This window comes from Halococcus agarilyticus, assembly GCF_000334895.1.
GTDB classification, from domain to species: Archaea; Halobacteriota; Halobacteria; order Halobacteriales; family Halococcaceae; genus Halococcus; species Halococcus agarilyticus.
The window spans coordinates 274,395-300,585 of sequence record NZ_BAFM01000001.1 but is presented as its reverse complement, the minus strand read 5'-3'; the positions used below and the strand labels follow the sequence as shown (position 1 = coordinate 300,585).

Below are 26,191 nucleotides of genomic sequence, written 5' to 3'. Positions count from 1 at the left end.
ATGACGGAACGCGCGAGTGACTGCAGTATGAAACGCGAAAACGATACCGCGGTGGTCGATCGTCTCTCGGTACCGGAAGGCACGATCGTCGAGGCGTGTGGTGAGACGCCTCTCCCGGAACTCGGCGTCGTCGAGCAGGTCTGGGACACCGATCCGATCCCCCCGGCACGGGCCGCTACGATGGCAGCACGGGCCGTCGAGGATCTCCCGCTGACGGACGTTCCCGACGGGGGCGAGGTCGCACTCGGCGTCGGCAGTCGCGGCATCGCGAACATCGACGAGATCGTCGCCGGCGTCGTGAGCGCGCTCGTCGACGCCGGGTACGAGCCGTTCGTCTTCCCGGCGATGGGGAGTCACGGTGGTGCCACGGGGACGGGTCAGCGCGAGATGCTGAACGAACTCGGGGTCACGGAGTCGGCCGTCGGCTGCGAGATCCGATCCAGCATGGACGTCGTCGAAGTGGGCCGGACACCCGACCGCGACGTTCCCGTGGTCGCCGACGCCAACGCCGCCGCAGCCGACGCCATCGTACCGATAAACCGCGTCAAGCCACACACGGACTTCGACGGCTCCGTCGAGAGCGGCCTCTCGAAGATGCTCGTCATCGGGATGGGGAAACAGCGCGGGGCGCAGATCGCTCACAAGTGGGCCGTCGACTGGTCGTTTCGACGGATGATACCCGAGATCACCGATCGGTTGCTCGACTCGCTACCCATCGTCGGCGGTGTCGCCATCGTCGAGGACCAGCACGACGACACGACGCTCGTCGAGGGAGTTCCGCCGAGCGGGTTCCTCGATCGAGAACAGGAGCTGCTGGAACTGGCGTACGACTGTATGCCCACACTCCCGTTCGAGGAGCTCGACGTGGTGGTTCTCGACCGACAGGGCAAGGAGATCAGCGGACAGGGGATGGACACGAACGTCATCGGCCGACGGCCCTTCTCGATCAACGAACCAGCGCCAGACGAGCCGGAGATCAAGCGCATATTCACCCGGAACCTGACGGAGACGACCCACGGCAACGCGATGGGGGTCGGTTCGGCCGACGTGATCCACGAGAACATCGTCGCGGAGATAGACGCATCGACGACGCTGATCAACGCACTCACCGCGAGCACGATTCGGGGGGTCAAACTCCCGCCGGTCGTCGAGACCGACCGTGCAGGCCTCGTTGCGGCACTCTCGACCATCGGCGTCGTCGACCCCGACACCGTTCGCGTTCTCCGGGCGGCCGACACCATGCACCTCCACCGCCTCTACGCGTCGACGGCGCTGGTCGAGGAAGCGCGCGACCGAGACGATCTGCGCGTGGTGGCGGAGCCGACGCCGATCGCGTTCGACGACGGCCAGTTCGCGGCACCATCGCTGCACCAGTGACGGACAACACGTAACAGATCGGCGATGTGTTGGGCGACGAGTATCGACAGGACCATCACTCGGTTCAAGATTTATTAGGGTGGGGCTGGTTAGGCCGGTATCGAAGTCCGGTAACAGCGTATCCCGCCATCGGTGTACCCGGTGCCACGCGATACGAGGCTGCCGGGCACCACAAGCAGGTGAACGTACCTATGACACACAAAGCAGGCGTCGTCGGAACGGGCGGTATCGCAGGGATGGGTATTCTCGGTATGCACGACGAGGAAGTCATCGGCAAGGAGAAGATCGACGCGAGCCACGCGGGCGGGTACGCCAGTACGGACGGGATAGACCTCGTTGCTGTCGCCGACATCGACGAACAGAACCTCGAGACGTTCGGTCAGGCGTGGGATATCCCCCAGGAGCGCCAGTACGTCGGGCACGACGCCATGCTCGCCGCCGAAGACCTCGACGTCATCTCGGTCTGCACGCCGTCGTATCTCCACCACGAGCACGTACTTGACGCCGCACAGTCTGCGGCCGATCCCGACGTGATCTGGTGTGAGAAGCCGATCGCTTCCCGGGTGAGCGCTGCCGAGAAGATGGTCGAGGTCTGCGACGAGACCGGGACCGAGCTGGTCGTCAACCACTCCTTCAGGTTCACCGATAAGCTTCAGCGACTTCACGACCTCATCCACAAGCAGGATTTGCTAGGCGAGGTCAAGTCCGTAAGTACACAGTACCGGATGGAGCTGATGCGCAACTCCACACACGTTCTGGACACGTTGGTGTATCTGCTCGACGCTCGTGCAGAGCAGGTCAGTGGGTACATCAACGGCGAGAACGAGGCCGTCGATTCGCTCGACGCGGCAACCGAAGTCACGGATTCGGGTGGCGGTGGACATCTCGTCATGGACGAGGGCACCTTCATCACCGTCGACTGTACGATCCCGCGTGACATCTCGTCGATGATGCTGAACTTCATCGGTACCGAAGGCAAACTCTATCTGAACAACGACGACGGTGAGTGGCGGTACTGGGCGTTCGAGGACGGCGAGCACGTGGAGCGACCGCTTCCGGGTATCGACGGCGCGTGGACGTGGGAGGACGACTACAAGCGATCGTTCGCCAACGCCGCCCATCACGTTCAAGACCTGCTGAACGGCGAAACCGAGAACTACTCGCCGGGCGCCGAGGCCGCCAGGTCCCTCGAGATCATCGTTGCCTTCTATCTCTCGGACTACACCGGGTCGACGATCGAGGTACCCCTGGAACCCCCTCTCTGCGAGATCCCGATCACGTCGTGGTGACACGACCGCTCTGACACCCGACTTCGACGAACCGCTCCAGTTGGCATCACTCACTCCTTGCCGATCTTGACTGCACTCCCGTTCAGCAAGTCTGGAACAGATTTATTATGGTTGCGGGACTGTGTGTCGTATGGCCAAGCACCAGACCCAGCCCACGGTGAAAACGGCTCAGACGACGCTCGAAATACTCGAAGCGCTCAAGCAGCGGAACGGGGCCACGGTGACCGAGCTGACCGACGCGTTCGACCTATCGAACAGCAGCATTCACAACTACCTCACCACGCTCGAACGGGACGGGTACGTCGTCAAAAAGGACGATACGTATCACGTCGGATTGCGCCTTCTCAGTCTGGGCGGCGCCGCACGCCACGGGGAACAGATATACGACATCGCAAAGGACGAAGTGAGAGAGATCGCAGACGAGACGGGAGAGCTGGCGAACCTTCTGGTCGAGGAGCACGGGAAGGGGATATACGTCTACCGCGCGCATGGGGAGAACGCCGTCATGACCGACTCGTACATCGGTCAGCGCGTCTACTTGCACAACACCGCACTGGGGAACGCCATCCTCGCGTACTTGCCGGAGGACCGAGTGAACGAAATACTCGATCAGCACGGGATGCCAGCGACGACGGAACACACCATCACCGACAGGGACGATCTCTTCGCCGAACTCGAGCGCATCCGCGAGGAGGGCGTCGCGTTCGACGAGGAAGCACGCGTCAAAGGACTCCGATGTGTCGCCGTCCCTATCGTGAGCAACAACAACACCGTGGAGGGAGCCATCAGCGTCTCGGGCCCTGCGAGTCGGTTCGAGGGGGAGTGGTTCCGCGAAGAGCTCCCCGAGAAGCTCAAACGTGTCGCCAACGTTGTCGAACTGAACACCACCTATACCTGATCACCGAAGTGCCATCTTGACACCAATATAGTCAAATAAAAGTGGGCTCCAGTAATGATGACTTGAGAAGTGTGATTACTGGACATCCCTCGTGTAGTGTATCGACTGTTACCAATATCCGACTCATACTGCGCAATGCTGTAGGGTTTTGCTTATTACTGCTGATAGCGCCATCATTGCTCGAACGTGGGCGAGCTATAACACAGCAATTTTCATCGGTTGACTCTGTGAATTACCGTCTCGGGAGACAACAGTCAGGGATCGCTCCTGGGGACCCCTCAACAGCAGAGAGTGGGCCTCTCGCCAGCAGGGATTCCGCCGTTCAGTACTTCTGTCGGAATCTGGAGTCCGGTTCACGTTCCCGGCTGGGATCGACCGCTGTTGACGTTCCTGTAGCCGCGATACCGGACCACCACTGCCGATGCTTATCCGGCGGGTGCTTCAGTCGGAGTGTCTCGATCGGGACTGCTTTTCAGTACTCGATGGTTCCGATAGTGGTAGCGAGAGATGTAGGCAATCGACCGGCGTTCCGCACTGCACTGACTGCTGTTCTACGTTTCGTGAGCGCTCCTGCGCCAGTGACACGACTTCGAGACGACCGATCCGTCGTTTCGATACACTCTGTAACAGGAATATCAGTGTTATTCGAGGAGCCCGCCGATTCGGAGTCGACGATTCTACAGACTCGGCAACGAACCCCGCCGGTGCTGCGGGCCGATCGGAGTCGTGAACCGAGTCGGCCAGTCCGTCGTCGAGTCGTTGTTTTCCGGCCTCGACTGCCGAGTTTCGGCGTCGATCGAGATGGTGTCGACGATTGCACGATGGTCTCGTCGAAGGAGCGAGTGGTGGGGGGCGAGTGAGTCGTCGGTGATTTCTCTCCGGCGAATTATCCGAGTATTTTTGCACTATCGTGCGTAGATCAGGAGCAGTGGTTCCGCCGTCCATCGAAAACGTGCCTGCGGTGCTTCGGGAGGCGGTAAGAAGTCCACCCTCGCATTACTCGTCGGTGGAAGTTTGACTGAGTACGGAGCAATGGGATTTCGGCCACAGTAGTTCAACTAAAACTATAGACTCAATTTGCATCGGGTTGTCGTCGGCTTCGAACACGCTGCGGCGTCCAGTTCAGACGCTACCGGATATCGTCGACAAATGGTCCAGCACCACGACTCGTGGTCGGACACAGCCATAAACTGGCCTCACACGGATGGACACCGCCGAACGGTACCACGTTCGCAAAGCCGTCCGTAGGTGGCTCAGTAGGTTCGAAGACCGCTGTCAGAGAAATTATCCTCGTCGTTGATCGGCCTGAACTGCCTCCAAAGCAGTCTATCGAGAGCTATCGACTGCTCGGAGCGTCGCTCCATCGTCCACCGACAGCGTTCGGCTACGATCTGCCGGCCCGGATACTGCCACTGTTCGACAGGGAGTCGACAACGTATTCGACCTCGAGTGTTCGGCTTCATCCCCCAGACGTCCGTTGCGTGGCGTTGGAGGAGTTCTATCCGGATCTGGGTAGCGGCGCGGCGGTCGGAGCTCTCGATCGGACACGAGTCCTCTGCGGATCGAGAAAGAATCGATCAACTAGAGCAGCGTAGTGGGAAACTAGTTTTAACTGTCATTGAGGCCAAATGAGTTTCACCACCATCTGTAAGTGTCGGTCGCGCGTAATCGATTTTCGTTCGTCGATAGAAGTTAATGGAATGCCAGAAACGGTTGTGATTCGATGTTCGGAGGTGTGAATCGTCCCCGTCCGAGCACCGCCGAATCGAGTTCTCCAGTCGTTCGACGGGCAGTCGGTTGTCCGACGTCCGATTGCCGCGTAGATCGTCGTGGTAGGGAGGTGGTCAGCCAGCGCTCCGTATCATGCTGACCGTCGTTCCACGTGTCCCGGAAGCGACCGTTCCGCGTCAAATAGTCTGGGACGAGCCTCTCGGCGGTGTCACGGTCGGAGCAATCGAGATGGCCCGCGAGAACGGTCCCGATCAGCGCCATCGGTCCCCGTCGACGAACGCCGACTTGGGTGAGACGCTCGGCGTCGTGCACCGGAAAGGTGTCAACGTTCGTCAAGGACCTTCAAGTGCGGCCCGAGCGAGTCTTCGTTCACGCATCGAGCCATGACTGCCCAGAACGGCGACGTGAACGCGGATCTCGACGTGAGTGAGAGCGAGGACGGACTCGTGATTCGGGCCCATATCGACCGGCCCGAGGAGCGAAACGCGCTGAACGAAGCCGTGATCGACGGGCTGTCGGACGTGCTCGCGGCCGCCGACGACGGTCCGGCGCGGGTGGTGGTCATCCGTGGAGCGGGCGGAACGTTCTGCTCGGGCGGCGATCTCGAAAGCATGGCTGCCTCGATCGGACAGGGCGCACAGGCCTACCGTGAGGGGTTTTCCGGCCTCTCGGAGCTGATGGAACGGATGGTCGAGACGAGCGCGCTGCTCGTCGCTGCGGTCGAGGGGTACTGTCTCGCCGGCGGGATGGGGCTCGCGGCGGCGTGTGACGTGATCGTCGCCACCGAGGACGCGACCTTCGGCACGCCAGAGGTCGACGTCGGACTCTTTCCCGCCCAGGCGCTCGTCCCGATCATGCGGACCGTCACGGAGAAGCGAGGGCTGAAGTACCTCTTCACCGGCGAGCACTTCGGCGCGACGGAGGCCCACGAGATCGGTTTCACGAGCGACGTCGTCGCCCCGGACTCGTTCGAGAGCGAACTCGACGACCTCGTCGCGGACCTCGCCTCGTCGTCGCCGGTGATGATCGCGATGGGCAAACAAGCGTACTACACCCAGCGCGACATGGGCTTCGGCGAGGCGCTCTCGTACATGCGCGAGATGATCGCCCTGATCGCGATGAGCGAGGACACCGAGGAGGGGATCAACGCCTTTCTCATGGACGAACAGCCCGAATGGGGCGGACGGTAGCCCACAGGAGGACGTGATGATTAGAGAACAAGAATCGCTAAAGGGGAACGACTTCGAGAAGGCGATCGTGTCGGTGGCGCTCACGGGCGCGCTCACCACCCGCGATCAGTGTCCGGGGATTCCGTACACGCCCGAAGAGATCGCCGAAGACGCAGCGAAAGCCCGGGACAGCGGTGCGGCGATCGCTCACATCCACGCCCGCACCGAAAACGGCAGCCCCACCTACGCGACCGAGGTCTACCAGGAGATTCACGACGAGGTCCGCGACCGTACGGACGTCCTGCTCAACTTCTCGACCGGGGCGATCGACGTGCCCGCCGAAGAGCGCATCGAGTACGTCGAGACAGTCGAACCCGACATCGCGGCGCTCAACATGGGGTCGATGAACTACGCGAAGTACTCCGAGAGCAGCGAGGAGTTCGTCTTCGACATGGTGTTCGAGAACTCCTTCGACGAGATTCGGGAGTTCGTGACCGCGATGGAGGCGGCGGGCGTGCGGCCCGAGCTGGAGTGTTTCGACACCGGTCACGTCGGAAACACTCGGCCTCTACTGGAGAAGGGGGAGCTCAGCCATCCGCTCCAGTTCAGCCTCATCGTGGGTGTCCTGGGTGGGATCCCGGCCACCATCGAGAACCTCGCCCACCAGGTGCGCCAGCTCCCCGACGACGCCACCTGGCAGGTCGTCGGCATCGGCCGGGACCAGTGGCCGCTCGTGGCGGGCGCGCTCTCGATGGGCGGCAACGTCCGCGTGGGCTTAGAGGACAACTTCTACCTCCCGAACGGCGAGATGGCCACCAACCCAGAACTCGTCGAAAGGGCCGTCGACCTCGCCCGGAGCGTGGGTCGCGAGCCGGCGACGCCCGACGAGGCGCGCGAGATCATGGGGTTGGACTGAATGGGTTCGAAGGAGACACCGGCGGCGACGGCGGTGTTCGCCGAGGACCTCTTCGAGGAGGAGGTCGCGCTCGTGACCGGGGGCGGCACGGGGATCGGGCGGGCGGTCGCGCTCGGGTTCGCCGAGTGCGGTGCGGACGTCGCCATCGCGAGCCGCGACATGGACCACCTCGAACCGGTCGTCGAGGAGATCGAAGAGAAGGGCGTGCAGGCGTGTGCGACCACGGTCGACGTTCGGGAGTACGACGCCGTCGAGGCGATGACCGAAACGGTGATCGCGGAGCTCGGCGGCATCGACGTCCTGGTGAACAACGCAGGCGCGAACTTCCTGACACCGACTGCATCGCTCACGCCGAACGGGTGGCGCTCGGTGGTCGGCACGATCCTCGACGGCACGGCCTACTGCACCTTCGCCGTGGGCGAGCACATGATCGCGACCGACGGCGGCGCGATCGTGACGATGGGGGCGACCAACGCCGTCAGGGGCGCGCCGTATCACGCCCACTCCGGCGCGGGGAAGGCGGGCGCACACAACCTGACCCAGACCGTGGCGAGCGAGTGGGCCACCCACGGGATCCGGGCGAACACGGTCGCACCGGGGATCGTCGAAACCCCGGGCGTGATCGAGGCGGCCGGCGGCGAGCTTCCCGAAGAGTTCCTCGACGACATCCCGGCTGGGCGCTTCGGAACGCCCACGGACTGCGTTCCCATCGTGCTCTTTCTGTGTAGCCAGGCAGCCGCCTACGTCACCGGCGGCTACTTCACCGTCGACGGCGGCCAGTTGCTCGCGCCGACGCCGTTCGACTGATCGGGATCGCCGTGACCGTTTGCCGAGCCGATGAGGCGTGGGAAGCGTTAGGGCGCTGTGGTTCCAAGGGAACCTGCACCATGACCCAGATCGAGGACGCGAGCCGCGACCACCGCGTCGATCCGGACTCCTTCGCCGGCGGCTACTTCAGGAACGCCGTCTATCGCCACTGGGACCCCTACGAGGACGTTCCGGGGGAGCTCCTCGAAGCGGACCGCCGGAAGCTGGTCGAGAGCGACATGGACGAGGCGGCGTTCGACAGTCTCAGGGGCACCCTCGCGCTGTTCGGCGCGGGCGAGGAAGCAGTAACGGAAGACCTCGCGCCGCTCGCGATCGTTCTGGAGGACGTCAACGACCAGCTGTTCATCAGCTCCCAGCTCTACGAGGAGGCCAAACACACCCAGTTCTTCGATCGCTACTGGCGGGAGGTCATCGACCCAGTTGCGGAAGAGCGCGGCTTCGAGGTGACGCGACCCACCGACCAGCGGTACTTCAACGACGACTACGTCGCGCTGTTCGAGAAGAACGAGGCCGCGATGGAGCGCCTCCTCACCGACGATACACCCGAAACGCGCGCGCAGGCCTACTGTCACTACCACCTCACCGTCGAGAGCGTGCTCGCACAGACCGGGTACTACGGGCTACAGGCCTCCTACAGCCCGACGGGGCCCGAGATGCTCGGCGACGCCGAGTTCGTCCATCTCGAAGGATTGATCGAGGGCATCACCTACATCCGCAGCGACGAGGGCCGCCACGTCGGCTTCGGGATGCAGAAGGTTCGGGACCTCATTCAGGACGGGGACGTCGACCCCGATGTCGTCCAGACGACCCTTCAGGAACTGATGGGCCACGTCGCGGGCGCGGTCCAGTCGGATGAGATGACGGTCGAGGCCGCGCCGCTCGTCGAGTACGCACAGGAGAAGATCGCCCGGCGCATCGAGATCCTCACCGAGGCCGAGGCCGAACTGCCCCCTGTGGAGGAGCTCGTGAAGATCGAGGGGGCCGACGACGCGACTGCCGACTGAGCGCGACGGGAGTTTTTATCGGGGTTAGCAATCAAACCCATACATTGGTTTGTACACTCTCCGACGGCTGTCAAAACTGCCGTGCAAGATAGAGAGTGTGTATCTTGCACCTGATCTCTGTCGCTATCTCTTGCTCTCTTATCGGCCCTCGTGATTCTTATCCTGCCCGCGCTGAGGCAGTTATCTACGGTGTCTGTGCTCGAAGATAGATAGCGATTCGACCCGGGATAGTGACTACTGAGGCAACGATCCCAGTAAGAAGAGTCCACGTCGGCACAAGACGCAGCACTACCTGAATCAGCATTGCGAGGACGAAAATACTTGCAAACCGATAGCGATCTCTCTTCCAGAATTGCCGAGCACGGTCGTTCACAGTAGAAATAACAAGTGTGATTCCAAGTATTATACCCAAGATCACCGAGCCAACGACAGGAGCTGGTGTGATTTCGATCTCTATAAACAAGGGCTGAAAGATCAGAAAGCTACCGAATAAGACAATCACCAAAAGGAGCCAACCGAGTTCGTAGAACAGACCGGCGGTCGAATCTAACTCGCCCCATTCCTCTGGAATGACCGACATCGTACTTCAGAAAAGACGTGTCACCTAATAGGTGCAACGGTCAGCTCAACCGTAAATGTAGAACTTCGTCTCACCCTGTCAGCAATCAAGTGCCTACTGACAGGCTGGGTCTTAAGCTGGATGTTCCTGTCTACGGCTATTTAATCGGCTTAGAATCCGGAGAATAGTCGCTACGATAATTGTACCCATGCTTCCTATAATAAAGCTGAACGTGGGGACTGCTGGTGGTTTGAGTAACCAGAGGCCTCCCATGATGATCGGCACAACTGTAATAATAACAATAGTACGGCCACCAACCTCAATTTGACGGAACCATTTCTCCAATCGGTTTCCGAGCGAGGTGCGTGAAAATGCATAGATCAGAACTATAGCGAGTACACCAAATCCAATTCCGATCCGCGAGATAGCCTGCTTTTCGGCGAGTTGAATGATAGGTGAGATCATTACGAGAAGTCCGATTGCAATCTCGTACAGGAGGCGCTTGTTGCTCGCCTCAGAAGCGGGCACGCTCCAGTCAACCATGGCTTGCTCATGGTGCTCTATTCACATATAACAGGGGGCCAAACTCCTACCGCGTGACTGCGTGCTCTTTTATGGCCTCTACGGGGGCTGGAGGGTTGGCGGGATAAGCATGAACTGGAGCCTGCAAGATACGCGCCTTGTACCTCGTGCGTCGATTTCAACAAGTCGACAGCCTGTGATGTGGGGAGCGCTGAAAACCAGTACAATCCCTATCAGAACAGCACCGTGCCGTGGTGTCGGGGCCGCTCCGTCCGGCGTTTCGTGGCGAACGTGGCGAGACGGGCTTCGAGCTGATCGCGCAGGTCGCCGGCGGGGAGCAGCTCGTCGACCTCCATGTTCGCGGCCTGGGCCTCGATGTCGACGTACTGCTCGAACTCCTCGATCGCGCTCTCGACGAACTGCTCGCGAGCCTCGCCCTCCATCCCCGCGAGCTGATCGCCGAAGAGAGCGTGGACGGCGGCGTCGGGTCCCATCACGGAGATCTCGGCGCTCGGAAGTGCGAGCGTCGCGTCCGCTCCGAAGGCGGGGCCACACATCGCGTAGATCCCGGCACCGTAGGCCTTTCGCGTGATGACACAGAACTTCGGGACCTGGGCGTTCGCGGTCGCGTAGATGAACTTCCGGCCCTTCCGGAGGACGCCATCGCGCTCGACCTGCGAACCGATCATGAACCCCGGCGTGTCACACAGGTAGACGAGCGGGACGTTGTAGGCGTCGCACGTCCAGACGAAGCCCGCGCCCTTGTCGGCCGAGTCGGGGAAGATCGCCCCGCTGACGTGGTTCGGCTGGTTGGCGACCACGCCGACGGGCCGGCCGTCGATGCGGGCGAACCCCGTGACGAGTTCGGGCGCGAATCGGGGTTTGAGTTCGAGAAAGGAGTCACGATCCACGAGCCGGTCGATCGTCTCGTGGACGTCGTAGGCCTCGTTCGGCGCTTCGGGGAGCACCGCATCGAGACTCCTCGGGTTCTTCTTCGGTGGTGCGGGGTCACGCGTCGGCGGCTTCTCGGCGTAGTTCTGCGGGAGAGAGGAGAGCAGGGCGCGGGCCGTCTCGGCGGCGGTCTCCTCGTCGGGCACCACGAGGTCGGCGCTCCCGCTCCGTGTCGCGTGGACGTCGGGCCCGCCGAGGTCCTGCATGTCGACTGACTCGCCGGTCATCGCCTCCACGATGCGTGGCGAGGCGATCGCCATCCCCGAGATCCCCTCGACCATGACGAGGAAATCACAGAACACGGGCGTGTACGCCGAGCCGGCGATGTCAGGTCCATAAAGAACGCCGATCTGGGGGACCTGGCCCGACAGCCGACACTGGTTGTAGAACATCTTCCCGCCGTGGTAGCGACCCATGTGGGTGTCGCCCGGCTCGCGTTCGGCGGCGTCGAGGCGGGCTCCCGTCGAGTCGATGAGCCGGACCATTGGAATCTCCAGGTCCATCGCGCGCTCCTCGATGCGGACGACCTTCTCGACGCCCTCGGTGCCGAGCGAGCCGGCCTTCACGGTGTAATCGTTCGCGGTGAACGCCACCCGCCGGCCGTCGATGGTGCCGACGCCCGTGAGCAGACCGTCGGCGGCGAGCACGTCGTCGTCGGTGTGGCGCGCGAACGTGCCGTCCTCGTACTCGATGGTGTCGAAGACCATGTCGAGGCGATCGCGGACGAAGAGCTTGCCGAGCGCCGCGATCTTCTCGTGGCCGCGCTCCGGCCCTCCGGCGAGGATCGTCTCGATCCCCCCGCGGAGCGCTTCCTCGCGATCGGTCACCACCGCACCGACCCCGTCCCAGTCGCCCCCATCAGCGTCCGCGACCCGCTCGCCGCTCGCATCGACGAGTTCGACCGATCGACCGAGATGTTCGGAGACGGCGGTGGCGATCGCCCGCGCGGTCTCGTCGTCGGTCTCGTCGCCGATGTCGATCTCCATGCCCGTGGTTCGCAGTCGCACGATTTCAACCTACTGCCACCCGAGCGACGGCGAGATACCCCTAGTCTCCCGCAGCCGTCGATGCCGACCGACAGCGTATTCACCCCGGACGGCTCCCGATACACCGATGGCTCAGTGCGAGCGGGTGACACCCGTCCACCGGATCGAGTTCGACGTCGACTGGCCACCCGGCCACGTGGCGAGCTTCCTGGTGGAGTGCGACGAACCGACGCTCGTCGACGCCGGAATGGCAGGCGCTGGCGGCGAAACCCGACTCCGGGAGACCCTCGCCGACGCCGGCCACGATCTCGCCGACGTCGAACATCTCGTCCTCACGCACCCACACGTCGACCACATCGGGTACGTGAACACGGTGATCGAGGCGGCCGACCCGACGCTCCACGTGCCCGCCGGCGTGAGAGACCGCTTCGCGCGCGATCCCGACGATCTCGGGAGCGCGGTGCGTCGAACCGCGAGAGCCGCGGGTCTCACGGGCGAGGATCTCGATGGTGCAGTCGACGTGGCCGTCGAATCGCTGGAGCGCAATCGCACGCTGCTTCCCGTCGAAGCGGTCGACGTCTGGATCGAGGGCGGGGCGACGTACGACGTCGGCGGCACGACGGTCGAGGCGGTTCACACGCCGGGCCACCAGGCCGATCACTGCTGTTTCGCGGTCGAACTCGGCGACGAGCGTGCGCTTCTCGCGGGCGACATGGCCATCGAGCCGTTCCGCCCCGTGGTGCTCCACTCGGGTCTCGACCGCGGCGTCGAAAACGCCATCGACGCCTTTCACGACGCGCTCGATCGCCTCGCCGACCTCGATCCCGACCGCGTCTATCCCGGTCACGGTCCCGTCCACACCGAGTTCGATCGGGTTATCGAGCGCGATCGCCGGAGTCTGGACCGGCTGCTCGACCGCACGGAGGCGCGACTCGACGACGACCACCGGACGGCCGCCGCGATCGCCGACGCACGGGCCGGCGGCGACAGCACGTACGTTCTCCCCGAGGTGGTCGCCGCGCTCCGCCATCTGGACGCACACGGCCGCGTCGAAGCGGACCGCGTCGACGGCGTCGCGCACTATCACGCCCGGTAATCCGGGTCCGTGTAGTGAGATAACGGCCGTGTGGTGCGACAACACACCAAGAGTTAATACTGTTGGAAGGAATGTGTGAGTTCGTATCATGGAGTACCACGACGGCGAACCGCTGGCGCACATGGGCGACCTCCCGGCGATGGCCGCCCACCGCTACGGCGACAAGACCGCGTTCGTCGCCTTCGGCCAGGAGCAGTCGTTCGCGGCGCTCGATGCCGAGGCGAACCGGGTAGCGAACGTGCTCGTCGACCACGGCGTCGAGCCGGGCGAGCGCGTCGGGCTGTTCGTGCCGAACACGCTCCAGTTCCCGAGCGCGTACTTCGGAGCCATCCGTGCGGGGGCGGTCCCGCTCCCACTCAACCTCCGCATGGACCCCGAGACGCTCGTGTTCGTCCTCGACGACGGCGACGCCGACTGCATGATCGCCTCGCCGCTGCTCGCCGACGAGGCCCGGAACCTCGCCGCCGCCGCGGACGTCGGAACCACGTTCCTGCCGGGCGTCAGCGACGACGGGATCGTGAACTACTCGCACGCCACCGACGAGGCGAGCGCGGCGTTCGATCCCCCGGAACGTGCGATCGACGATGCGGCCTGCCAGCCCTACACCTCCGGTACCACCGGGCGGCCGAAGGGTGTGTTGCTCACCCACGAGAACCTGCTCTCGACGATCGAGTCCTACGACACGGGTGGCCTCAACATCGACGCCGAGGACTCGATCCTGCTCGTGCTGCCGCTCTTCCATATCTACGCGCTGAACGCGATCATGGGAACGTTCCTCTACGCGGGCGCGAAGATGGTACTCCAGCCCCAGCCCGAGGCCGAACCGATGCTCGACGCCATCGCCGAGCACTCGCTCACACAGTTCGCTGGCGTCCCGGCGATGTACACCACGATGTTCCGCGAGTACCGCGAGCACCCCGACCAGTACGACCTCTCCTCGCTGGAGAACGTCACGTGTGCGGCCGCGCCGCTCGCGGATTCGACCCGCCGAGCCATCGAGGAGGCGTGGAACGTCCCGCTGACCGAGGGCTGGGGGATGACCGAGACCGCCCCCGCCGGCACCACCGAGCCGTCGCGGGGCGTGCGCAAGGAGGCGGGCTGCATCGGCCCACCCGTCCCGAACATCGAACTCAAGCTCGCCGACCCCGCGACCCGCGAGACCCTCGTCGCACCGGAAGACCTCACACCGTTCGTCGATCCCGGGATCGACTTCGCGGACGAGGAGCGCGTCACCGGCGAGATCGCGGTTCGCGGGCCACAGGTGTTCGCGGGGTATCACGAGCGCCCTGAGGCGACCGCCGCGGCGTTCGACGACGAGGGCTGGTTCTACACCGAGGACATCGCGCGCGTCGACAGTGACGGCTACTTCTGGATCGTCGACCGCGCCGACGACATGCTGCTCGTCGGTGGCGAGAACGTCTATCCCGCCGAAGTCGAGGACGCGCTGTACGCCCACCCCGACGTCGCGGAGGCGGCGGTGGTCGCCGCCGATCACGACGTGAAGGGCGAGGCCCCGGTCGCGTTCGTTGTCAGGGAGGCGGACGCCGACCCCACGGCCGAGGAGCTCCGGCGGTTCGCGCTCGATCGCGTCGCCACCTACGCCCACCCGCGCCGCGTGTTCTTCGTGGACGAACTCCCCCGGAGCGCGACGCAGAAGGTCCAGCGGTACAAGCTCGAAGAGGACGCTGCGAGCCGACTCGACGAACCCCTGGAGTCGACCGGCGAAGAGCTCTGAGGGGGTCACGGACCTCGAAGCGTGGCGTGTCGGCCGATCGCTTCGAACGAAGCGGCGGAAACGACCATCGGCACAACCGCTATGCGTGTTCGTGACTCACACGGGGCATGGGAGCCGACGAAACGGAGCTGCACGGGATGATCCGGGAGGGGACGCGGGAGATCGCCGACGAGTACGACAGCGAGTACTGGCGCACCCACGTCGACGAGAAGGCGTTCCCCGAGGCGTACTGGCAGGACCTCGCGGACAACGGCTGGCTCGGCGTCGCCATCCCCGAGGAGTACGGCGGCGAGGGGATGGGGATGTTGGAGATGGCGATCGTCATCGAGGAGCTCTCGCGCGGCGGCGGACAGGGCGGGATCATCTTCGTGCTCACCCCCGTGTTCGGCGGCATCGGCATCAGCCGTCACGGCACCGAAGAGCAGAAATCACAGTACCTCCCGAAGATCGCGAACGGCGAGATGCGCTTCTGTATGGGGCTGACGGAGGCCAACGCCGGGACGAACACGCTCAACATCGAGACCCGCGCCGAGCGCACGCGGGACGGCGAGGAGTTCGTCCTCTCGGGACAGAAGATGTGGATCTCCGGCGTCGAGAACGCCGACGCGATGCTGCTGGTCGCCCGCACGTCCGCATTCGATCGCTCGAACCCCACTCATGGGGTATCGATGTTTCTGGTTCCCGAGCCCGCCGAGCAGGACGCGATCGACCTGACGCCGATCGACGTCGCCCTGCCGTGGTTCGAGACCCAGTACCAGGTCGACATCGACGGGCTCCGGGTCCACGAGGACCGGATCCTCGGCCAGGAGGACGGCGGGCTCTACATGCTCTGGGACACGCTCAACACCGAGCGCATCGGCGGCGCGGCGAGTTCGCTCGGCGGCGGACTCCGGGCCGTCGACCTCGCCGTTGAGTATGCGAACGACCGGGAGGTGTTCGGCCAGCCGATCGGCGCGCATCAGGCGATCCAGCACCCCCTCGCCGACTCGTACGCCAAGCTCATGGCCGCCCGTGAGATCATGTACAAGGCCGCGAGGAAGTGGGATGCGGGCGAGGACTGCGGTGCGGAGGCGAACATCGCCAAGCTCCTGACGAGCGAGGCGGGCACCGAGGCGGCCGACCGCGCGATCCAGACCCACGGCGGCAACGGGTTCACCCGCGAGTACGAGGTGTACGACATCTGGCAGAACATGCGCCTGACACAGACCGCGCCGGTCACGAACGAGATGGCGAAGAACTTCCTCGCCGAACACCACCTCGGACTCCCCCGCTCGTACTGAGTCAGGCACCGACGCCCGCTGTCCGGTGTGCACGCCGCTCCCGGTCGCGAGGGGAACAGGATGACCGAACCCGTCGCTCCCGAACACGAGTGTCGTTCACACGAAACGGTAAGCGCGTCGAGCGCGATGTGGTACCATGCAGGACGCGTACATCGTCGACGCCGTTCGGACGCCGTTCGGGAAGCAGGGAGGGTCGTTCCGGGACACCCATCCACAGGACCTCGCGGCGATGCCGCTGACGGCCCTCGAAGAGCGCAACGGCTTTTCCGGGGCCGACGACATCGAGGACGTGATCTACGGCTGTGTGGACCCGGTGGACGAGCAGGCGAACAACATCGCGCGGCTCGCGCCGATGATCGCCGGGTGGGGCGAGAGCGTGCCAGGCGTCCAGCTCGACCGGATGTGCGGGTCGGGTCAGCAGGCGATCGACTTCGCGGCGGGCCAGATCCGCGCGGGGTTTCACGACGTCCTCGTCGCGGGCGGCACCGAGCATATGACGCGAGTGCCGATGGGCTCCGCCGGCAGCAGCATCACCGACAGCTACTTCGAGGAGTTCGACGAGCTCACGACCCAGGGCGAAGGGGCCGAGCGGATCGCCGAGGAGTGGAGGTTCTCCCGGCGCGAGCTCGACGAGATCGCCGTCGATTCTCAACAGCGATGGGCCGACGCCGCGGCGGCCGGTCGCCACGACGACCAGGTGATCCCCGTCGAGGTGGAGCTGGACGGCGAGACGACGCGGGTCGAAGAGGACGAACACCCCCGCCCGGAGACGGACGCGGAGACGCTCGGGGGGCTTCCGTTGGCGTTCCGCGAGGCAGGAGAGGGCGTGATCCACGCCGGCAACTCCTCGGGGATCGTGGACGGGGCGGCCGCGACGCTGATCGCCAGCGGCGAGGCGTGTGCGGCACACGGCTGGGAGCCGATGGCCCGGATCGTGGACACGCACGTCGTCGGCGTCGATCCGGTGACGATGCTCACGGGGCCGATCCCGGCCACGAACGAGCTCCTCGCGGACAACGACGTGACGATCGGCGACATCGACCGGTTTGAGGTCAACGAGGCGTTCGCGTCGGTCGTCGCGGCGTGGCTCGACGAGACCGACGCCGCGTGGGAGCGGACGAACGTGTGGGGCGGCGCGATCGCCCACGGCCATCCGCTCGGCGCGACCGGGGCGGCGCTGCTTGGCAAACTCCCGTATCAGCTCGACGCGTGCGGTGGGAGATACGGACTCTGTGCGATGTGTATCGGCTTCGGACAGGGGATCGCCACGCTCGTCGAGCGCGTGTGAGCGGCCGGATCGGCGCGTAGCGTTAAATGGCGGCGGTCCGTGAACCGGATCGACGATGCAACTCGACGGAATCCGCGTCCTCGACTTCACGCGACTGCTCCCCGGCCCGTACGCGACACAGCTGCTCGCCGACAACGGTGCCGACGTCGTCAAGATCGAGGACACGGACGTCGGCGATTACGGTCGGGCGTTGCCACCACACACCGAACGTGGCGTCAGCGCGCTGTTCGACACGGTCAACCGGGGCAAGCGAAGCGTCGCGCTCGACCTCAAGACCTCGGCGGGTCGGGACGTGATCCACGAACTCGTCCGTGAGGCCGACGTTCTCGTCGAGGGGTTCCGGCCCGGCGTCACGGAACGCCTCGGGATCGACGACGACACAGTACGAGAGCACAACGACGACATCGTGTACTGTTCGCTCACCGGGTACGGTCAGACCGGCCCGGACGCCGACCGCGCCGGTCACGACCTGAACTACGTCGGGGCCGCGGGGCTGCTCGACATGACCCGACGGAGTCGGGACGAAGCACCGCGGATCCCCGGCTATCCGATCGGCGACATGGCCGGCGGGACGTTCGCCGCGCTCGGAATTCTAGGAGCGCTCTGCTCGCGCGAACTCGGCAACACCGCGGGCGAGCACCTCGACGTCTCCATGACGGACGCCGTGCTCTCGTTCTCACAGTCGATCGCCCACGGCGCGCTGACCGGCGAATCGCCACGACCGGGCGAGACCCCGCTCACCGGTGGGCTGCCGTGGTACGACGTGTACGAGACCGCCGACGGCCGGTACGTCACGCTCGCGGCGCTGGAGCCGAAGTTCTGGGCCGCCTTCTGCACGGCCGTGGATCGCGACGAACTGATCGACGAGCACGGCACCGACGACCCCGCCACGCGCGAGGCGCTCCGCGAGACTCTCGAAGAGGTCTTTGCGGCCAGAACGCAGGCGGAGTGGGAGGCCGAGCTCGGAGCCATTGACGCGACGGTCGGCCCGGTGAACACGCCCGCCGAAGCGGTCGATTCGCCACAGATCGACGCACGTGGCCTGATCGAAACCCCCGCGGATGCGGCCCCGCGAATCGGGTTTCCCGTCCGGAGCTCCGCACCGAACGACGACGTTCCCGCATCGGTTCCCGCACACGGCGAGCACACGGAAGCGGTGCTCCGCGAACACGGGTTCGGGGCCGCCATCGAGCGACTCCGGGACGACGGCGTGATCGTCTGAGGCTCGGGGCGGACGACGCTCTCGACGAGCAGTCCATGCCGAGAGCGCGGAGCCGTAGACGACTCAGAGCCCGTACTGGCTCGCGATGGTGTTGAGCTGGATTTCGTCGGTTCCCTCGACGATCCGGAAGATGCGCGCCTGGTGCAGCCGGTCCATGAACGGGTTGTCCTCCGCGAGCCCGCCGCTGCCGTGGACCTGTACCACGTCGTCGGCGACATCCCAGAACGCCGTCGTCGCGACCCACTTCAGGATCGACGAGTCGGCGATCGCGGCGTCACCCTGGTCGAGCGTCCACGCACACCGCAGGCCCGCGGCGTCGGCGGCGTGGACGGTTGCCCGTCCGCGGGCGATCTTGTGCGAGATCGACTGGAAGTCACCGATCGATCGGCCGAACGCCTCGCGCCCGTTCGCGAACTCGGTGGCCCGATCGAGCAGCCACTCGGCGCTGCCGACCGCCTGGGCCCCGATTTCGAGCCGGCCGAGCGCGAGGAAACCCATCGCGTCGTAAAACGCCGTATCGACGTCGCCGAGAACTCGGTCGTCGGGAATCCGCACGTCGTCGAGGTGAATCTCGGCCTGGCGGCCCACAGCACCGACGGCGTTGTCGAGCGACCCGATCTCGAACTCGTCGTCCTCGACGATGAAGCAGGTGATCCCGCCGTGGCGTCCGGCCTCCTCCTGGGAGGTCGTCCGCGCGAACACCTGGACGAAGTCGGCGTAGGGCGCGTTCGTGATCCACTGTTTCGTGCCGTCGAGCACCCACTCGTCGCCGTCCTTCTCGGCGCGCGTACTCATGTTCGGCGAATCGGAGCCCGCGCCCGGTTCGGTCTGGGCGAACGCGGTGGTCTTCTCGGCGCGCATCGCCGGTTCGAGATACCGCTCGATCTGTTCGCCCTCGGCCCCCGTGAGCAACGGTTTCGGCCCCGCCGGCCCGGCGAGCACCTCGTTCGAGAGCGGGACGTCGGAGTTCGCGAGGTGTCTGTTCGCGCGATACCACGTCACCGCCGAGACGTCCTCGCCGCCGACGTCGGTCGGCATGTTCATCGCGTAGTAGCCCGCCTCGGCGCTCTTCCGACGAACGCGACCGATCGCGTCGAGCACCTCGTCGGTCAGGCGGCCGTTCGGCTCGTGGCCGAGCCGCGGGTTCGTGAGCGTCTCACCCAGTTCTTCGGCGATCGGCGCGACCTCTCGCTCCACGAACGTATCGAGGTTCCGGAGGACGAGACGGGTCTCCTCGGTGGTGTCGAACGAGACTCCAGAACCCTTCCCTGATTGCGCCATGGTCGTCTTCCACGTTACACAACGACACACATAATACCCGCTCCATCGGCGAACTCGACCCCAGGCGAGCCGACCAGCCCGACCCCGACACCGAGCCGGCGACACGGACCCATCCCACACGAACCATTAAGATCGTCTCCGCTGTATCGACGGCCGGTATGGATCTCGGACTGGGGGATCGGACAGTACTGATCACCGGCGGTGCCGGACGGATCGGGAGCGAGGACTGTCGGGTGTTCGCGGCGGAGGGCGCGGAGGTCGTGGTGCTCGACGTCGATAGGGAGGCTGCCGGGACCGTCGCCACGGAGACCGACACCGAGAGCGGGTCGGCGCGGGCGGTCGGCTGTGATCTCACCGACCGCGAGGCGGTCGCCTCGACGGTCGAGACGCTGCGCGAGGAGACCGGCGGGATCGACGTGCTGGTGAACAACGCCGCGATGGTGGACGCCCGGTCGCGGGTCGGAGAGTACGACGACGAGATCTGGGATCGCGACGTCGCCATCAACCTCACCGGGACGTACAACATCACCCGCGAGGTGTTCCCCGCGATGTGCGAACGGGGCTGGGGACGGGTCGTCAGCATGTCGTCGATGGCGGGCTGGCAGGGCGGGTTCGGCCAGCTTTCCTACGCCGCGACGAAGGCGGCCATCATCGGCTTCGGCAAGACGCTCGCGCTCGAAGGCGCACAGCAGGGCGTCACGAGCAACGTCGTCGCCCCGAGCATCGTCGTCGAGGCGCTCGCCGACATGCCGCTCGAAGAGCTCGAAGACGTCGACTCGTACTTCGCGCGGATCGCGAAGGCGACGCCGATGCGTCGGCTGGGTCGCGAGGCCGACGTGGCGAACACGGTCGCGTTCCTCGCCAGCGAGCAAGCGAGCTACATCACCGGCCAGGTGGTCGGCGTCACCGGCGGCATCGACCTGTTCTCGTTTTGATCGGAGAGGCCGTCACTCCACACGCGGCCGCCCCCGAGTCACTCGTCGATCTCGATCCGCTCGCCGTCGACGTACACCTCGATCGCGTCCTCGTCGGCGGCCTCGAACTCGGTGATCTCGCCGGTGATCCGGTAGGCGTCGCCGCCGCCGCCGAGGCGTCCCTCGACGCTCGATCCGTCCGCCGCGATGACGTCGATGTCGGGGTCACGCGTCACGCTCCCGTCCTCGATCGGCGCACCGTAGCTCTGGCCGCGACGCTCGATCGTCCCCGTGACCGAGAACTCGTAGGTGACCTTGTCGTCGGGGCTGCCGCCGATGATGACGACGAACCGTGATTCGAGCGCGGGCGTCGGCGTGGCGGTCGGGGAGGGCGTCGCGGTCGCCGTCGGCGTTGTGGTCGGTGTCGCCGTTCGCGTCGCGGTCGATGTCGCCGTTCGCGTCGCGGTCGAGGCGGGTGTGTCGCTGGCGCTCGTCCTCAGAGGACCTCCCGCGGTCGTCGCCGTGGCAGTCGTCGTTGCGGTCTCGCTCGTGGTCGTCGTTGTGGTCTCGGTCGTGGTCGCCGTCCCGGTCGGTGTGGGGGTCGTCGTCGGACTGCTCGTGGTCGTTTCGACGGTCGTCGTCTCGGTCAGTTCGTTCGGTGCCGATGCGAGCTGGGAACACCCCGAGAGCACGAGCAGGGCCGCGAGGAGAACGGGCGCGAATCGTCCGGTCATACCCCATCGGGTCGCGTCCGGAGTATAACTCCCTCGGTCGGTTTTCCGTTCGAGCACCGTTTCGGCACCGTTTCATACCGAAACGGCGACGAAACGGGCTCTCGACGGTCGATCGTGGGCGGATGAGTGAACGTGAACACAGGTGGAATGAATCGATCCCGACGTCAGGCGGGCGTCGCCGGCACTCGCCGTCAGTCGCCGGCGAGCTCTTCGCGAACGAGACCCGCCGCGTTCTCGATCGCGCCGACCGAGGAGAGGTAGCCCGCGCCGACGCTCGTCTTGAGCGCCTTCGCCGCCGTCCCCCGGAACACGGTGGGGCCGACCTGGGCCACCGCACCGTCGCCGACGCTGACCAACCATCCCGGAGCGTCGAATCTGAATCGCTCTGGCCGTGGCTCGAACAGCGCCTCGTTTCCGCCGCCGCCGTCCTGTCGGTGAGAGACGATCCCGGCGATGGAGTCGGCGACGCTGCGTGCCTCGCGGACGGCGGCCGCGGCGCTCGCCGGCACCGCTTCGCCGTCGGCGTCGGTCACCCGCGCGGCGTCCCCGACGACGAACGTGTCCCCGCCGAGCCGGAGGGTGTCGGGCACGGTCGGGCGCTCGCCGGCGAGCGCGTCCGGTCCCCGGATGCCGCCGGTCCAGACGAACTGCCCATACGGGAGGTCCTCGCCGTCGAGTTCCACGGTGTCGTCGGTCGCTCGCTCGACCGCTGTGCCCGTTCTGACGGCGACGTCGCGGGCTTCGAGCTCCTCGCGCACCGCTTCCTGGAAGTTCGCGGGGAAGTTCGGCGCGACGTCGTCACGCTGTTCGAGCAGCACGATCTCGCGGTCGAGCGCCTCTTCGAGCGCGAGCGCGGCCAGTTCGCCCGCGATCTGGACGCCCGAGAGCCCCGCCCCGCCGACCACGCTTCGCTCGCCCGCGTCGAGTCCGAGGTACTCCTCGCGGGTCCGGGCGGCGTCGGGCAGGCGCTTCAGCGGCGTGGCGTGCTCCTCGACGCCCGGCAGGTCGTAAAACGCGGTTTCGGCCCCGAGACACACCGCGCCGACGTCGTAGGACAGTTCCTCCTCCTCGTCGAGCGTGGCGACGTTCGCCCCGTGATCGACGTCCGTGACCCGCGCGACGCGGAGGCTCGCCCGGTCGAGCGCGTCCGCGAGATCGACCGTGATCCCGTCGGCGAGCGACGGCCGGCGGACGACGCGGTGGAGTTCGTGCTGGACGAGGTGGTCCGGGCGGTCGTTGACGACGACGATTGCGACCGACTCGGGGAGGCGCTTTTCGAGCTGCCTGGCGAGCGTGAGACCGGCGTAACCGGCTCCGAGGACGACGATTCGCATCGATGCTCCGTAGGGGTTCGTCGGTTAAATGCGTTGAGAACGTCGACGCTATGTGGGATCGGACGTGATGTATCCAGTTCGTCTCGACTCGGTGAGCATCGACGAAACAGCAACACTACTCACACGAGGCGAATGAGAACCGCAAGCCACACACCTCCCCAGCCGACTCCTTCGCCTCACTCCGTTCGGCTCAGTCATCCCTCGCGCGGTGTTGCGCGCCGATAAACGGCGCGCAGCACGCGCCATCCGCACAGCACAGCACCGGCAGCCGGTTCGTCACTCGATTCGGTGGGGAGTCCGAGTCTCAGAACAGCGCTTCGGACTCGTCGAGCACCCGTGCGGGGCCGCCGACCTCCCAGACGCGGGTATCGACGCCGCAGTCGGCGACGCGCTCCTCGACGCGCTCGACGTACTCGGCCGTGGTGTTGACGTAGACGCTCGCGCCCGTGTCGGTCGAGAAATACACTGGGATGCCCGATTCCCGGAGGTCGCGGACCGTGGCGAAGATTTCGAGGGTTTCGGGCCGCCAGTAAACCCAGCCCGCGGGCCCGGTCATCGTGGTCGCGGCGAGCGAGAGCGAGTCGTGCTCGGCGAGTTCGAAGGTTCGGTCGAAATCGCCCTCGCGGAGTGCGTCGCGCATTGCGGCGAGCTGGCCGTGGACGTGCGCGAGTCGTGCCTCGAACATGTGGCTGTCTTCGGCCTCGCGGTGGGCTTCCTCGGTTTCCTTGTACGCGGGCACGAGCGCCGCCACGATCCGGAGGTCGTCTTCGAGGTCGCTCTCGATCCGCTCCGAGCGGCAGTCGTGGTCGTTGCGCCCCGCGTGGAGGTCCGAAAACCCGCCCGTGACCGCTCGCGCCGCCGACGCCGACCCGCGCCGCGCGACCGTCGAGATCTCGGGCAGCGAGAGGTCGAGATCTGCCGCCGCGGTCAGGGCCGTCGCCGCCGCCGCGAACCCCGACGACGACGAGCCGAAGCCCACGTTCGTCGGGAAGTCGTTCGCACTCTCGAAGCGAACCGGACTGTCGACGCCGGAAAGCGATCGGACGTGCGAGACGACGCTTTCGATGCGCTCGCGGCCCCGTCCCTCCACCCTCTCGCCATCGACGACGTACCGATCCTCGTCGAGCGTGTCGTTGAACGCCACGGTGGTGGTGGTGTTGCTCGGCGCGGTGCAGACGCTGATCGAGTCGTGGTACGGCAGCCGGAGCTCCTGGTCGACCATGCCGTGGTACTTGACGAGCCCCTGGATCGGGTGGGCGCGCGCGGTGGCTTTCATACCTGCGAGGCGGCCGACACGCGAATAAACGTCCCGGAACCGCGCTCCACGCGGACGGGTGCTGTCGGTGGGAACTCCGTCCATCCTTGACGGCGGTGGCGCGCGGGAGTGCGCCGAAGGCGCACGACTCGTGCGAGGGATGACTGAGCGAGGACGAAGCCCGAGCGAAGGAATCGGTTGGGGAGGCGTGTGGCACGGTGCGGTTTGCGGAGCGGTAGCGGTCTCTCATACGCATTCGGCATTCGCGGTCCGTATCCCGTTTCGACTCCCTCGTTTCGGCTTCGTTTCACCATGTTCTCACGCTGGCGTGAGCGATCGGCGGAACACCGGGCTGCTCAACGCTTTTCACTCGGGCCGACGAGCCGATAGCATGACCGAAACACGCCCGATCGAATCCGTGGCGATCGCGCTCTACGAGGGGTTCGACGAACTCGACGCCATCGGTCCCTACGAGGTGCTCGAAAACGCCGCCGAAGCCGGGGCCGATCTCGATGTCGCGCTCGCCACGCTCGAACCCGCCGACCGGGTGACGGCGAGCCACGGGCTCGTCGTCGAACCCGATGGTTCGCTCGACGACCTCGCTGGCGACCCCGACCTCGTCGTGGTGCCTGGCGGCGGCTGGACGGATGGGGCCGAGCACGGCGCGCGGGCCGAGGTCGAGCGCGGCGCGCTCCCCGATGCGGTCGCGGAGCGATACCGCGACGGCACGGCCGTCGCGTCGGTCTGTACCGGCGGAATGATCCTCGCCGCGGCCGGCGTCCTCGACGGCCGCCCGGCGACCACCCACCACGGAGCGATCGACGACCTCCGCGAGACGGCAGCGAACGTGGTCGACGCCAGAGTAGTCGACGACGGCGACGTGCTCACCGCCGGCGGCGTCACCTCGGGGCTCGATCTCGCACTCTGGCTCGTCGAGCGGGAGCTGGGTGCCGATGTCGTCGAGACGGTCGCCCGCGAGATGGAGTACGAGCGGCGTGGTGAGGTGTACCGAAGCGACTGAAGGGGGTTCGACCGGCGAGCGCGCCAGGCGCGTGCCACCGGAACCGAACGGCTCAAACCGGGCTCGGTCGAGCGGTTCGTATGGGAACGTCGCTCGATTCGCGCGCGGACCAGGCCGCGGAAGTCGTCGACCGCCTCGCGGTCGAGTACCCCGACACGACCATCTCGCTCGATTTCTCGACGCGGTTCGAACTCCTCGTCGCGGTGATCCTCTCGGCGCAGTGTACCGACGAGCGGGTGAACGAAACGACCGCTGAACTGTTCGAAACGTACCCATCGCCGGAAGCGTTCGCGAACGCACCCCAGGAGGAACTCGCCGAGGCGCTGAACTCGATCACCTACTACAACAACAAGGCGAGCTACATCCGCGAGTCGGCCCAGCTGGTGGTGGACGAACACGATGGCGCGGTGCCGGACACGATGGGCGACCTCACCGAGCTCCCAGGGGTTGGTCGCAAGACCGCGAACGTCGTCCTCCAGCACGGCCACGACGTCGTCGAAGGGATCGTCGTCGATACGCACGTCCAGCGGATCACGCGGCGAGTCGACCTCACCGACGAGGAACGTCCCGCGAAGATCGAGGAAGACCTGATGGAGCTCGTACCGGAGAGCGAGTGGCAGGCGCTCACTCATCTTTTCATCAGCCACGGCCGGGCGACCTGCACCGCGCGGAACCCCGACTGTGCCGACTGCGTGCTGGAGGACGTCTGTCCGTCCTCGAAACTCGACAGCGAGGTGGATCGCGCGAGCGGCCAGGCGTGGTGAGCGACGAGCGAGGATCGTTCGTTTCGAACGGTTCCGT

22 protein-coding genes are annotated in these 26,191 nt (G+C 65.5%); 15 read left to right on the top strand and 7 right to left on the bottom strand.

What is annotated here, in order from left to right:
* Positions 1-27: 27 nt before the first annotated feature.
* The 7 genes from TX76_RS01390 to TX76_RS01360 all read left to right on the top strand — a co-directional run bounded on the left by TX76_RS01390 (position 28) and on the right by TX76_RS01360 (position 9,212).
* Positions 28-1,377: a DUF362 domain-containing protein gene (locus TX76_RS01390; RefSeq protein WP_154018969.1), complete on the top strand. Its 1,350-nt coding sequence runs from the start codon at positions 28-30 to the stop codon at positions 1,375-1,377.
* A 191-nt stretch (positions 1,378-1,568) separates the two neighbouring features.
* Positions 1,569-2,666, top strand: coding sequence for a Gfo/Idh/MocA family protein (locus tag TX76_RS01385; protein ID WP_049898521.1), 1,098 nt, complete (start codon positions 1,569-1,571; stop codon positions 2,664-2,666).
* A gap of 130 nt (positions 2,667-2,796) precedes the next feature.
* A complete protein-coding gene (locus TX76_RS01380; RefSeq protein ID WP_049898520.1) occupies positions 2,797-3,564 on the top strand; it encodes an IclR family transcriptional regulator in 768 nt (255 codons plus the stop codon).
* A gap of 2,114 nt (positions 3,565-5,678) precedes the next feature.
* Positions 5,679-6,485, top strand: a complete 807-nt coding sequence (locus TX76_RS01375; protein ID WP_049898519.1) for an enoyl-CoA hydratase/isomerase family protein — start codon at positions 5,679-5,681, stop codon at positions 6,483-6,485.
* A 16-nt stretch (positions 6,486-6,501) separates the two neighbouring features.
* Entirely contained in the window at positions 6,502-7,380 is an 879-nt protein-coding gene (locus TX76_RS01370; protein WP_049898518.1) for a BKACE family enzyme, read from the top strand.
* Positions 7,381-8,187 carry an SDR family oxidoreductase gene (locus TX76_RS01365; protein ID WP_049898517.1) on the top strand — a complete coding sequence of 269 codons (807 nt, stop codon included), beginning with the start codon at positions 7,381-7,383 and terminating at the stop codon, positions 8,185-8,187.
* Positions 8,188-8,267: 80 nt separating this feature from the next.
* Positions 8,268-9,212 (top strand): ferritin family protein, encoded by a 945-nt coding sequence (locus TX76_RS01360; RefSeq protein WP_049898516.1) that lies wholly within the window; start codon positions 8,268-8,270, stop codon positions 9,210-9,212.
* 184 nt (positions 9,213-9,396) lie between these two features.
* Here the strand turns inward: TX76_RS01360 and TX76_RS01355 are convergent, their stop codons facing one another.
* From TX76_RS01355 to TX76_RS01350, 3 genes are all read right to left on the bottom strand, one after another.
* Positions 9,397-9,792, bottom strand: coding sequence for a hypothetical protein (locus tag TX76_RS01355; RefSeq protein ID WP_049898515.1), 396 nt, complete (start codon positions 9,790-9,792; stop codon positions 9,397-9,399).
* A gap of 111 nt (positions 9,793-9,903) precedes the next feature.
* The gene (locus TX76_RS17405) at positions 9,904-10,314 is read right to left on the bottom strand and encodes a hypothetical protein (protein ID WP_154018967.1); all 411 of its coding nucleotides are present in this window, start codon (positions 10,312-10,314) and stop codon (positions 9,904-9,906) included.
* Between the two features lie 212 nt (positions 10,315-10,526).
* Complete coding sequence (locus tag TX76_RS01350) at positions 10,527-12,230, bottom strand: acyl-CoA carboxylase subunit beta (RefSeq protein ID WP_049898513.1); 1,704 nt, start codon at positions 12,228-12,230, stop codon at positions 10,527-10,529.
* Positions 12,231-12,357: 127 nt separating this feature from the next.
* Between TX76_RS01350 and TX76_RS01345 the strand changes: the two genes are divergently transcribed.
* From TX76_RS01345 to TX76_RS01325, 5 genes are all read left to right on the top strand, one after another.
* A complete protein-coding gene (locus tag TX76_RS01345; protein WP_049898511.1) occupies positions 12,358-13,326 on the top strand; it encodes an MBL fold metallo-hydrolase in 969 nt (322 codons plus the stop codon).
* A gap of 88 nt (positions 13,327-13,414) precedes the next feature.
* Positions 13,415-15,061 carry a class I adenylate-forming enzyme family protein gene (locus TX76_RS01340; protein WP_049898510.1) on the top strand — a complete coding sequence of 549 codons (1,647 nt, stop codon included), beginning with the start codon at positions 13,415-13,417 and terminating at the stop codon, positions 15,059-15,061.
* Positions 15,062-15,168: 107 nt separating this feature from the next.
* Positions 15,169-16,341: an acyl-CoA dehydrogenase family protein gene (locus TX76_RS01335; RefSeq protein WP_049898508.1), complete on the top strand. Its 1,173-nt coding sequence runs from the start codon at positions 15,169-15,171 to the stop codon at positions 16,339-16,341.
* 136 nt (positions 16,342-16,477) lie between these two features.
* Positions 16,478-17,629, top strand: a complete 1,152-nt coding sequence (locus TX76_RS01330) for a thiolase family protein (RefSeq protein ID WP_049898507.1) — start codon at positions 16,478-16,480, stop codon at positions 17,627-17,629.
* Between the two features lie 55 nt (positions 17,630-17,684).
* Complete coding sequence (locus TX76_RS01325; RefSeq protein ID WP_049898505.1) at positions 17,685-18,851, top strand: CaiB/BaiF CoA transferase family protein; 1,167 nt, start codon at positions 17,685-17,687, stop codon at positions 18,849-18,851.
* A 63-nt stretch (positions 18,852-18,914) separates the two neighbouring features.
* On the opposite strand, the gene TX76_RS01320 is transcribed toward TX76_RS01325, so the two are convergent.
* Entirely contained in the window at positions 18,915-20,132 is a 1,218-nt protein-coding gene (locus TX76_RS01320; RefSeq protein ID WP_049898504.1) for an acyl-CoA dehydrogenase family protein, read from the bottom strand.
* Positions 20,133-20,290: 158 nt separating this feature from the next.
* Here TX76_RS01320 and TX76_RS01315 point away from each other — a divergent pair, with 158 nt between their 5' ends.
* Positions 20,291-21,067 carry an SDR family oxidoreductase gene (locus TX76_RS01315; RefSeq protein ID WP_049898503.1) on the top strand — a complete coding sequence of 259 codons (777 nt, stop codon included), beginning with the start codon at positions 20,291-20,293 and terminating at the stop codon, positions 21,065-21,067.
* Positions 21,068-21,105: 38 nt separating this feature from the next.
* Here the strand turns inward: TX76_RS01315 and TX76_RS17925 are convergent, their stop codons facing one another.
* The 3 genes from TX76_RS17925 to mvaD all read right to left on the bottom strand — a co-directional run bounded on the left by TX76_RS17925 (position 21,106) and on the right by mvaD (position 24,390).
* Positions 21,106-21,780 (bottom strand): hypothetical protein, encoded by a 675-nt coding sequence (locus TX76_RS17925; RefSeq protein ID WP_195155974.1) that lies wholly within the window; start codon positions 21,778-21,780, stop codon positions 21,106-21,108.
* A gap of 191 nt (positions 21,781-21,971) precedes the next feature.
* Complete coding sequence (locus TX76_RS01305) at positions 21,972-23,114, bottom strand: NAD(P)/FAD-dependent oxidoreductase (protein ID WP_049898501.1); 1,143 nt, start codon at positions 23,112-23,114, stop codon at positions 21,972-21,974.
* 304 nt (positions 23,115-23,418) lie between these two features.
* Positions 23,419-24,390, bottom strand: a complete 972-nt coding sequence (gene mvaD, locus TX76_RS01300; RefSeq protein WP_049898499.1) for a phosphomevalonate decarboxylase MvaD — start codon at positions 24,388-24,390, stop codon at positions 23,419-23,421.
* Positions 24,391-24,760: 370 nt separating this feature from the next.
* Here mvaD and TX76_RS01295 point away from each other — a divergent pair, with 370 nt between their 5' ends.
* Together TX76_RS01295 and nth are read left to right on the top strand one after the other, a co-directional pair.
* The gene (locus TX76_RS01295) at positions 24,761-25,390 is read left to right on the top strand and encodes a DJ-1/PfpI family protein (RefSeq protein WP_049898497.1); all 630 of its coding nucleotides are present in this window, start codon (positions 24,761-24,763) and stop codon (positions 25,388-25,390) included.
* An 80-nt stretch (positions 25,391-25,470) separates the two neighbouring features.
* Positions 25,471-26,154 carry an endonuclease III gene (gene nth / locus TX76_RS01290; RefSeq protein ID WP_049898496.1) on the top strand — a complete coding sequence of 228 codons (684 nt, stop codon included), beginning with the start codon at positions 25,471-25,473 and terminating at the stop codon, positions 26,152-26,154.
* Positions 26,155-26,191: the final 37 nt, after the last annotated feature.

Excerpts from the sequence above, each read along its gene's own strand:
- TX76_RS01370 (WP_049898518.1), top strand. The coding sequence starts at position 6,502 with ATGATTAGAGAACAAGAATCGCTAAAGGGGAACGACTTCGAGAAGGCG.
- TX76_RS01320 (WP_049898504.1), bottom strand. The coding sequence starts at position 20,132 with ATGGCGCAATCAGGGAAGGGTTCTGGAGTCTCGTTCGACACCACCGAG.
- TX76_RS01335 (WP_049898508.1), top strand. The coding sequence starts at position 15,169 with ATGGGAGCCGACGAAACGGAGCTGCACGGGATGATCCGGGAGGGGACG.
- TX76_RS01325 (WP_049898505.1), top strand. The coding sequence starts at position 17,685 with ATGCAACTCGACGGAATCCGCGTCCTCGACTTCACGCGACTGCTCCCC.
- TX76_RS01380 (WP_049898520.1), top strand. The coding sequence starts at position 2,797 with ATGGCCAAGCACCAGACCCAGCCCACGGTGAAAACGGCTCAGACGACG.
- TX76_RS01355 (WP_049898515.1), bottom strand. The coding sequence starts at position 9,792 with ATGTCGGTCATTCCAGAGGAATGGGGCGAGTTAGATTCGACCGCCGGT.
- TX76_RS01345 (WP_049898511.1), top strand. The coding sequence starts at position 12,358 with ATGGCTCAGTGCGAGCGGGTGACACCCGTCCACCGGATCGAGTTCGAC.
- TX76_RS01385 (WP_049898521.1), top strand. The coding sequence starts at position 1,569 with ATGACACACAAAGCAGGCGTCGTCGGAACGGGCGGTATCGCAGGGATG.
- TX76_RS01390 (WP_154018969.1), top strand. The coding sequence starts at position 28 with ATGAAACGCGAAAACGATACCGCGGTGGTCGATCGTCTCTCGGTACCG.
- TX76_RS01305 (WP_049898501.1), bottom strand. The coding sequence starts at position 23,114 with ATGCGAATCGTCGTCCTCGGAGCCGGTTACGCCGGTCTCACGCTCGCC.
- TX76_RS01375 (WP_049898519.1), top strand. The coding sequence starts at position 5,679 with ATGACTGCCCAGAACGGCGACGTGAACGCGGATCTCGACGTGAGTGAG.
- TX76_RS01295 (WP_049898497.1), top strand. The coding sequence starts at position 24,761 with ATGACCGAAACACGCCCGATCGAATCCGTGGCGATCGCGCTCTACGAG.
- TX76_RS01330 (WP_049898507.1), top strand. The coding sequence starts at position 16,478 with ATGCAGGACGCGTACATCGTCGACGCCGTTCGGACGCCGTTCGGGAAG.
- nth (WP_049898496.1), top strand. The coding sequence starts at position 25,471 with ATGGGAACGTCGCTCGATTCGCGCGCGGACCAGGCCGCGGAAGTCGTC.
- TX76_RS17925 (WP_195155974.1), bottom strand. The coding sequence starts at position 21,780 with ATGACCGGACGATTCGCGCCCGTTCTCCTCGCGGCCCTGCTCGTGCTC.
- TX76_RS01315 (WP_049898503.1), top strand. The coding sequence starts at position 20,291 with ATGGATCTCGGACTGGGGGATCGGACAGTACTGATCACCGGCGGTGCC.
- TX76_RS17405 (WP_154018967.1), bottom strand. The coding sequence starts at position 10,314 with ATGGTTGACTGGAGCGTGCCCGCTTCTGAGGCGAGCAACAAGCGCCTC.
- TX76_RS01340 (WP_049898510.1), top strand. The coding sequence starts at position 13,415 with ATGGAGTACCACGACGGCGAACCGCTGGCGCACATGGGCGACCTCCCG.
- TX76_RS01350 (WP_049898513.1), bottom strand. The coding sequence starts at position 12,230 with ATGGAGATCGACATCGGCGACGAGACCGACGACGAGACCGCGCGGGCG.
- TX76_RS01360 (WP_049898516.1), top strand. The coding sequence starts at position 8,268 with ATGACCCAGATCGAGGACGCGAGCCGCGACCACCGCGTCGATCCGGAC.
- TX76_RS01365 (WP_049898517.1), top strand. The coding sequence starts at position 7,381 with ATGGGTTCGAAGGAGACACCGGCGGCGACGGCGGTGTTCGCCGAGGAC.
- mvaD (WP_049898499.1), bottom strand. The coding sequence starts at position 24,390 with ATGAAAGCCACCGCGCGCGCCCACCCGATCCAGGGGCTCGTCAAGTAC.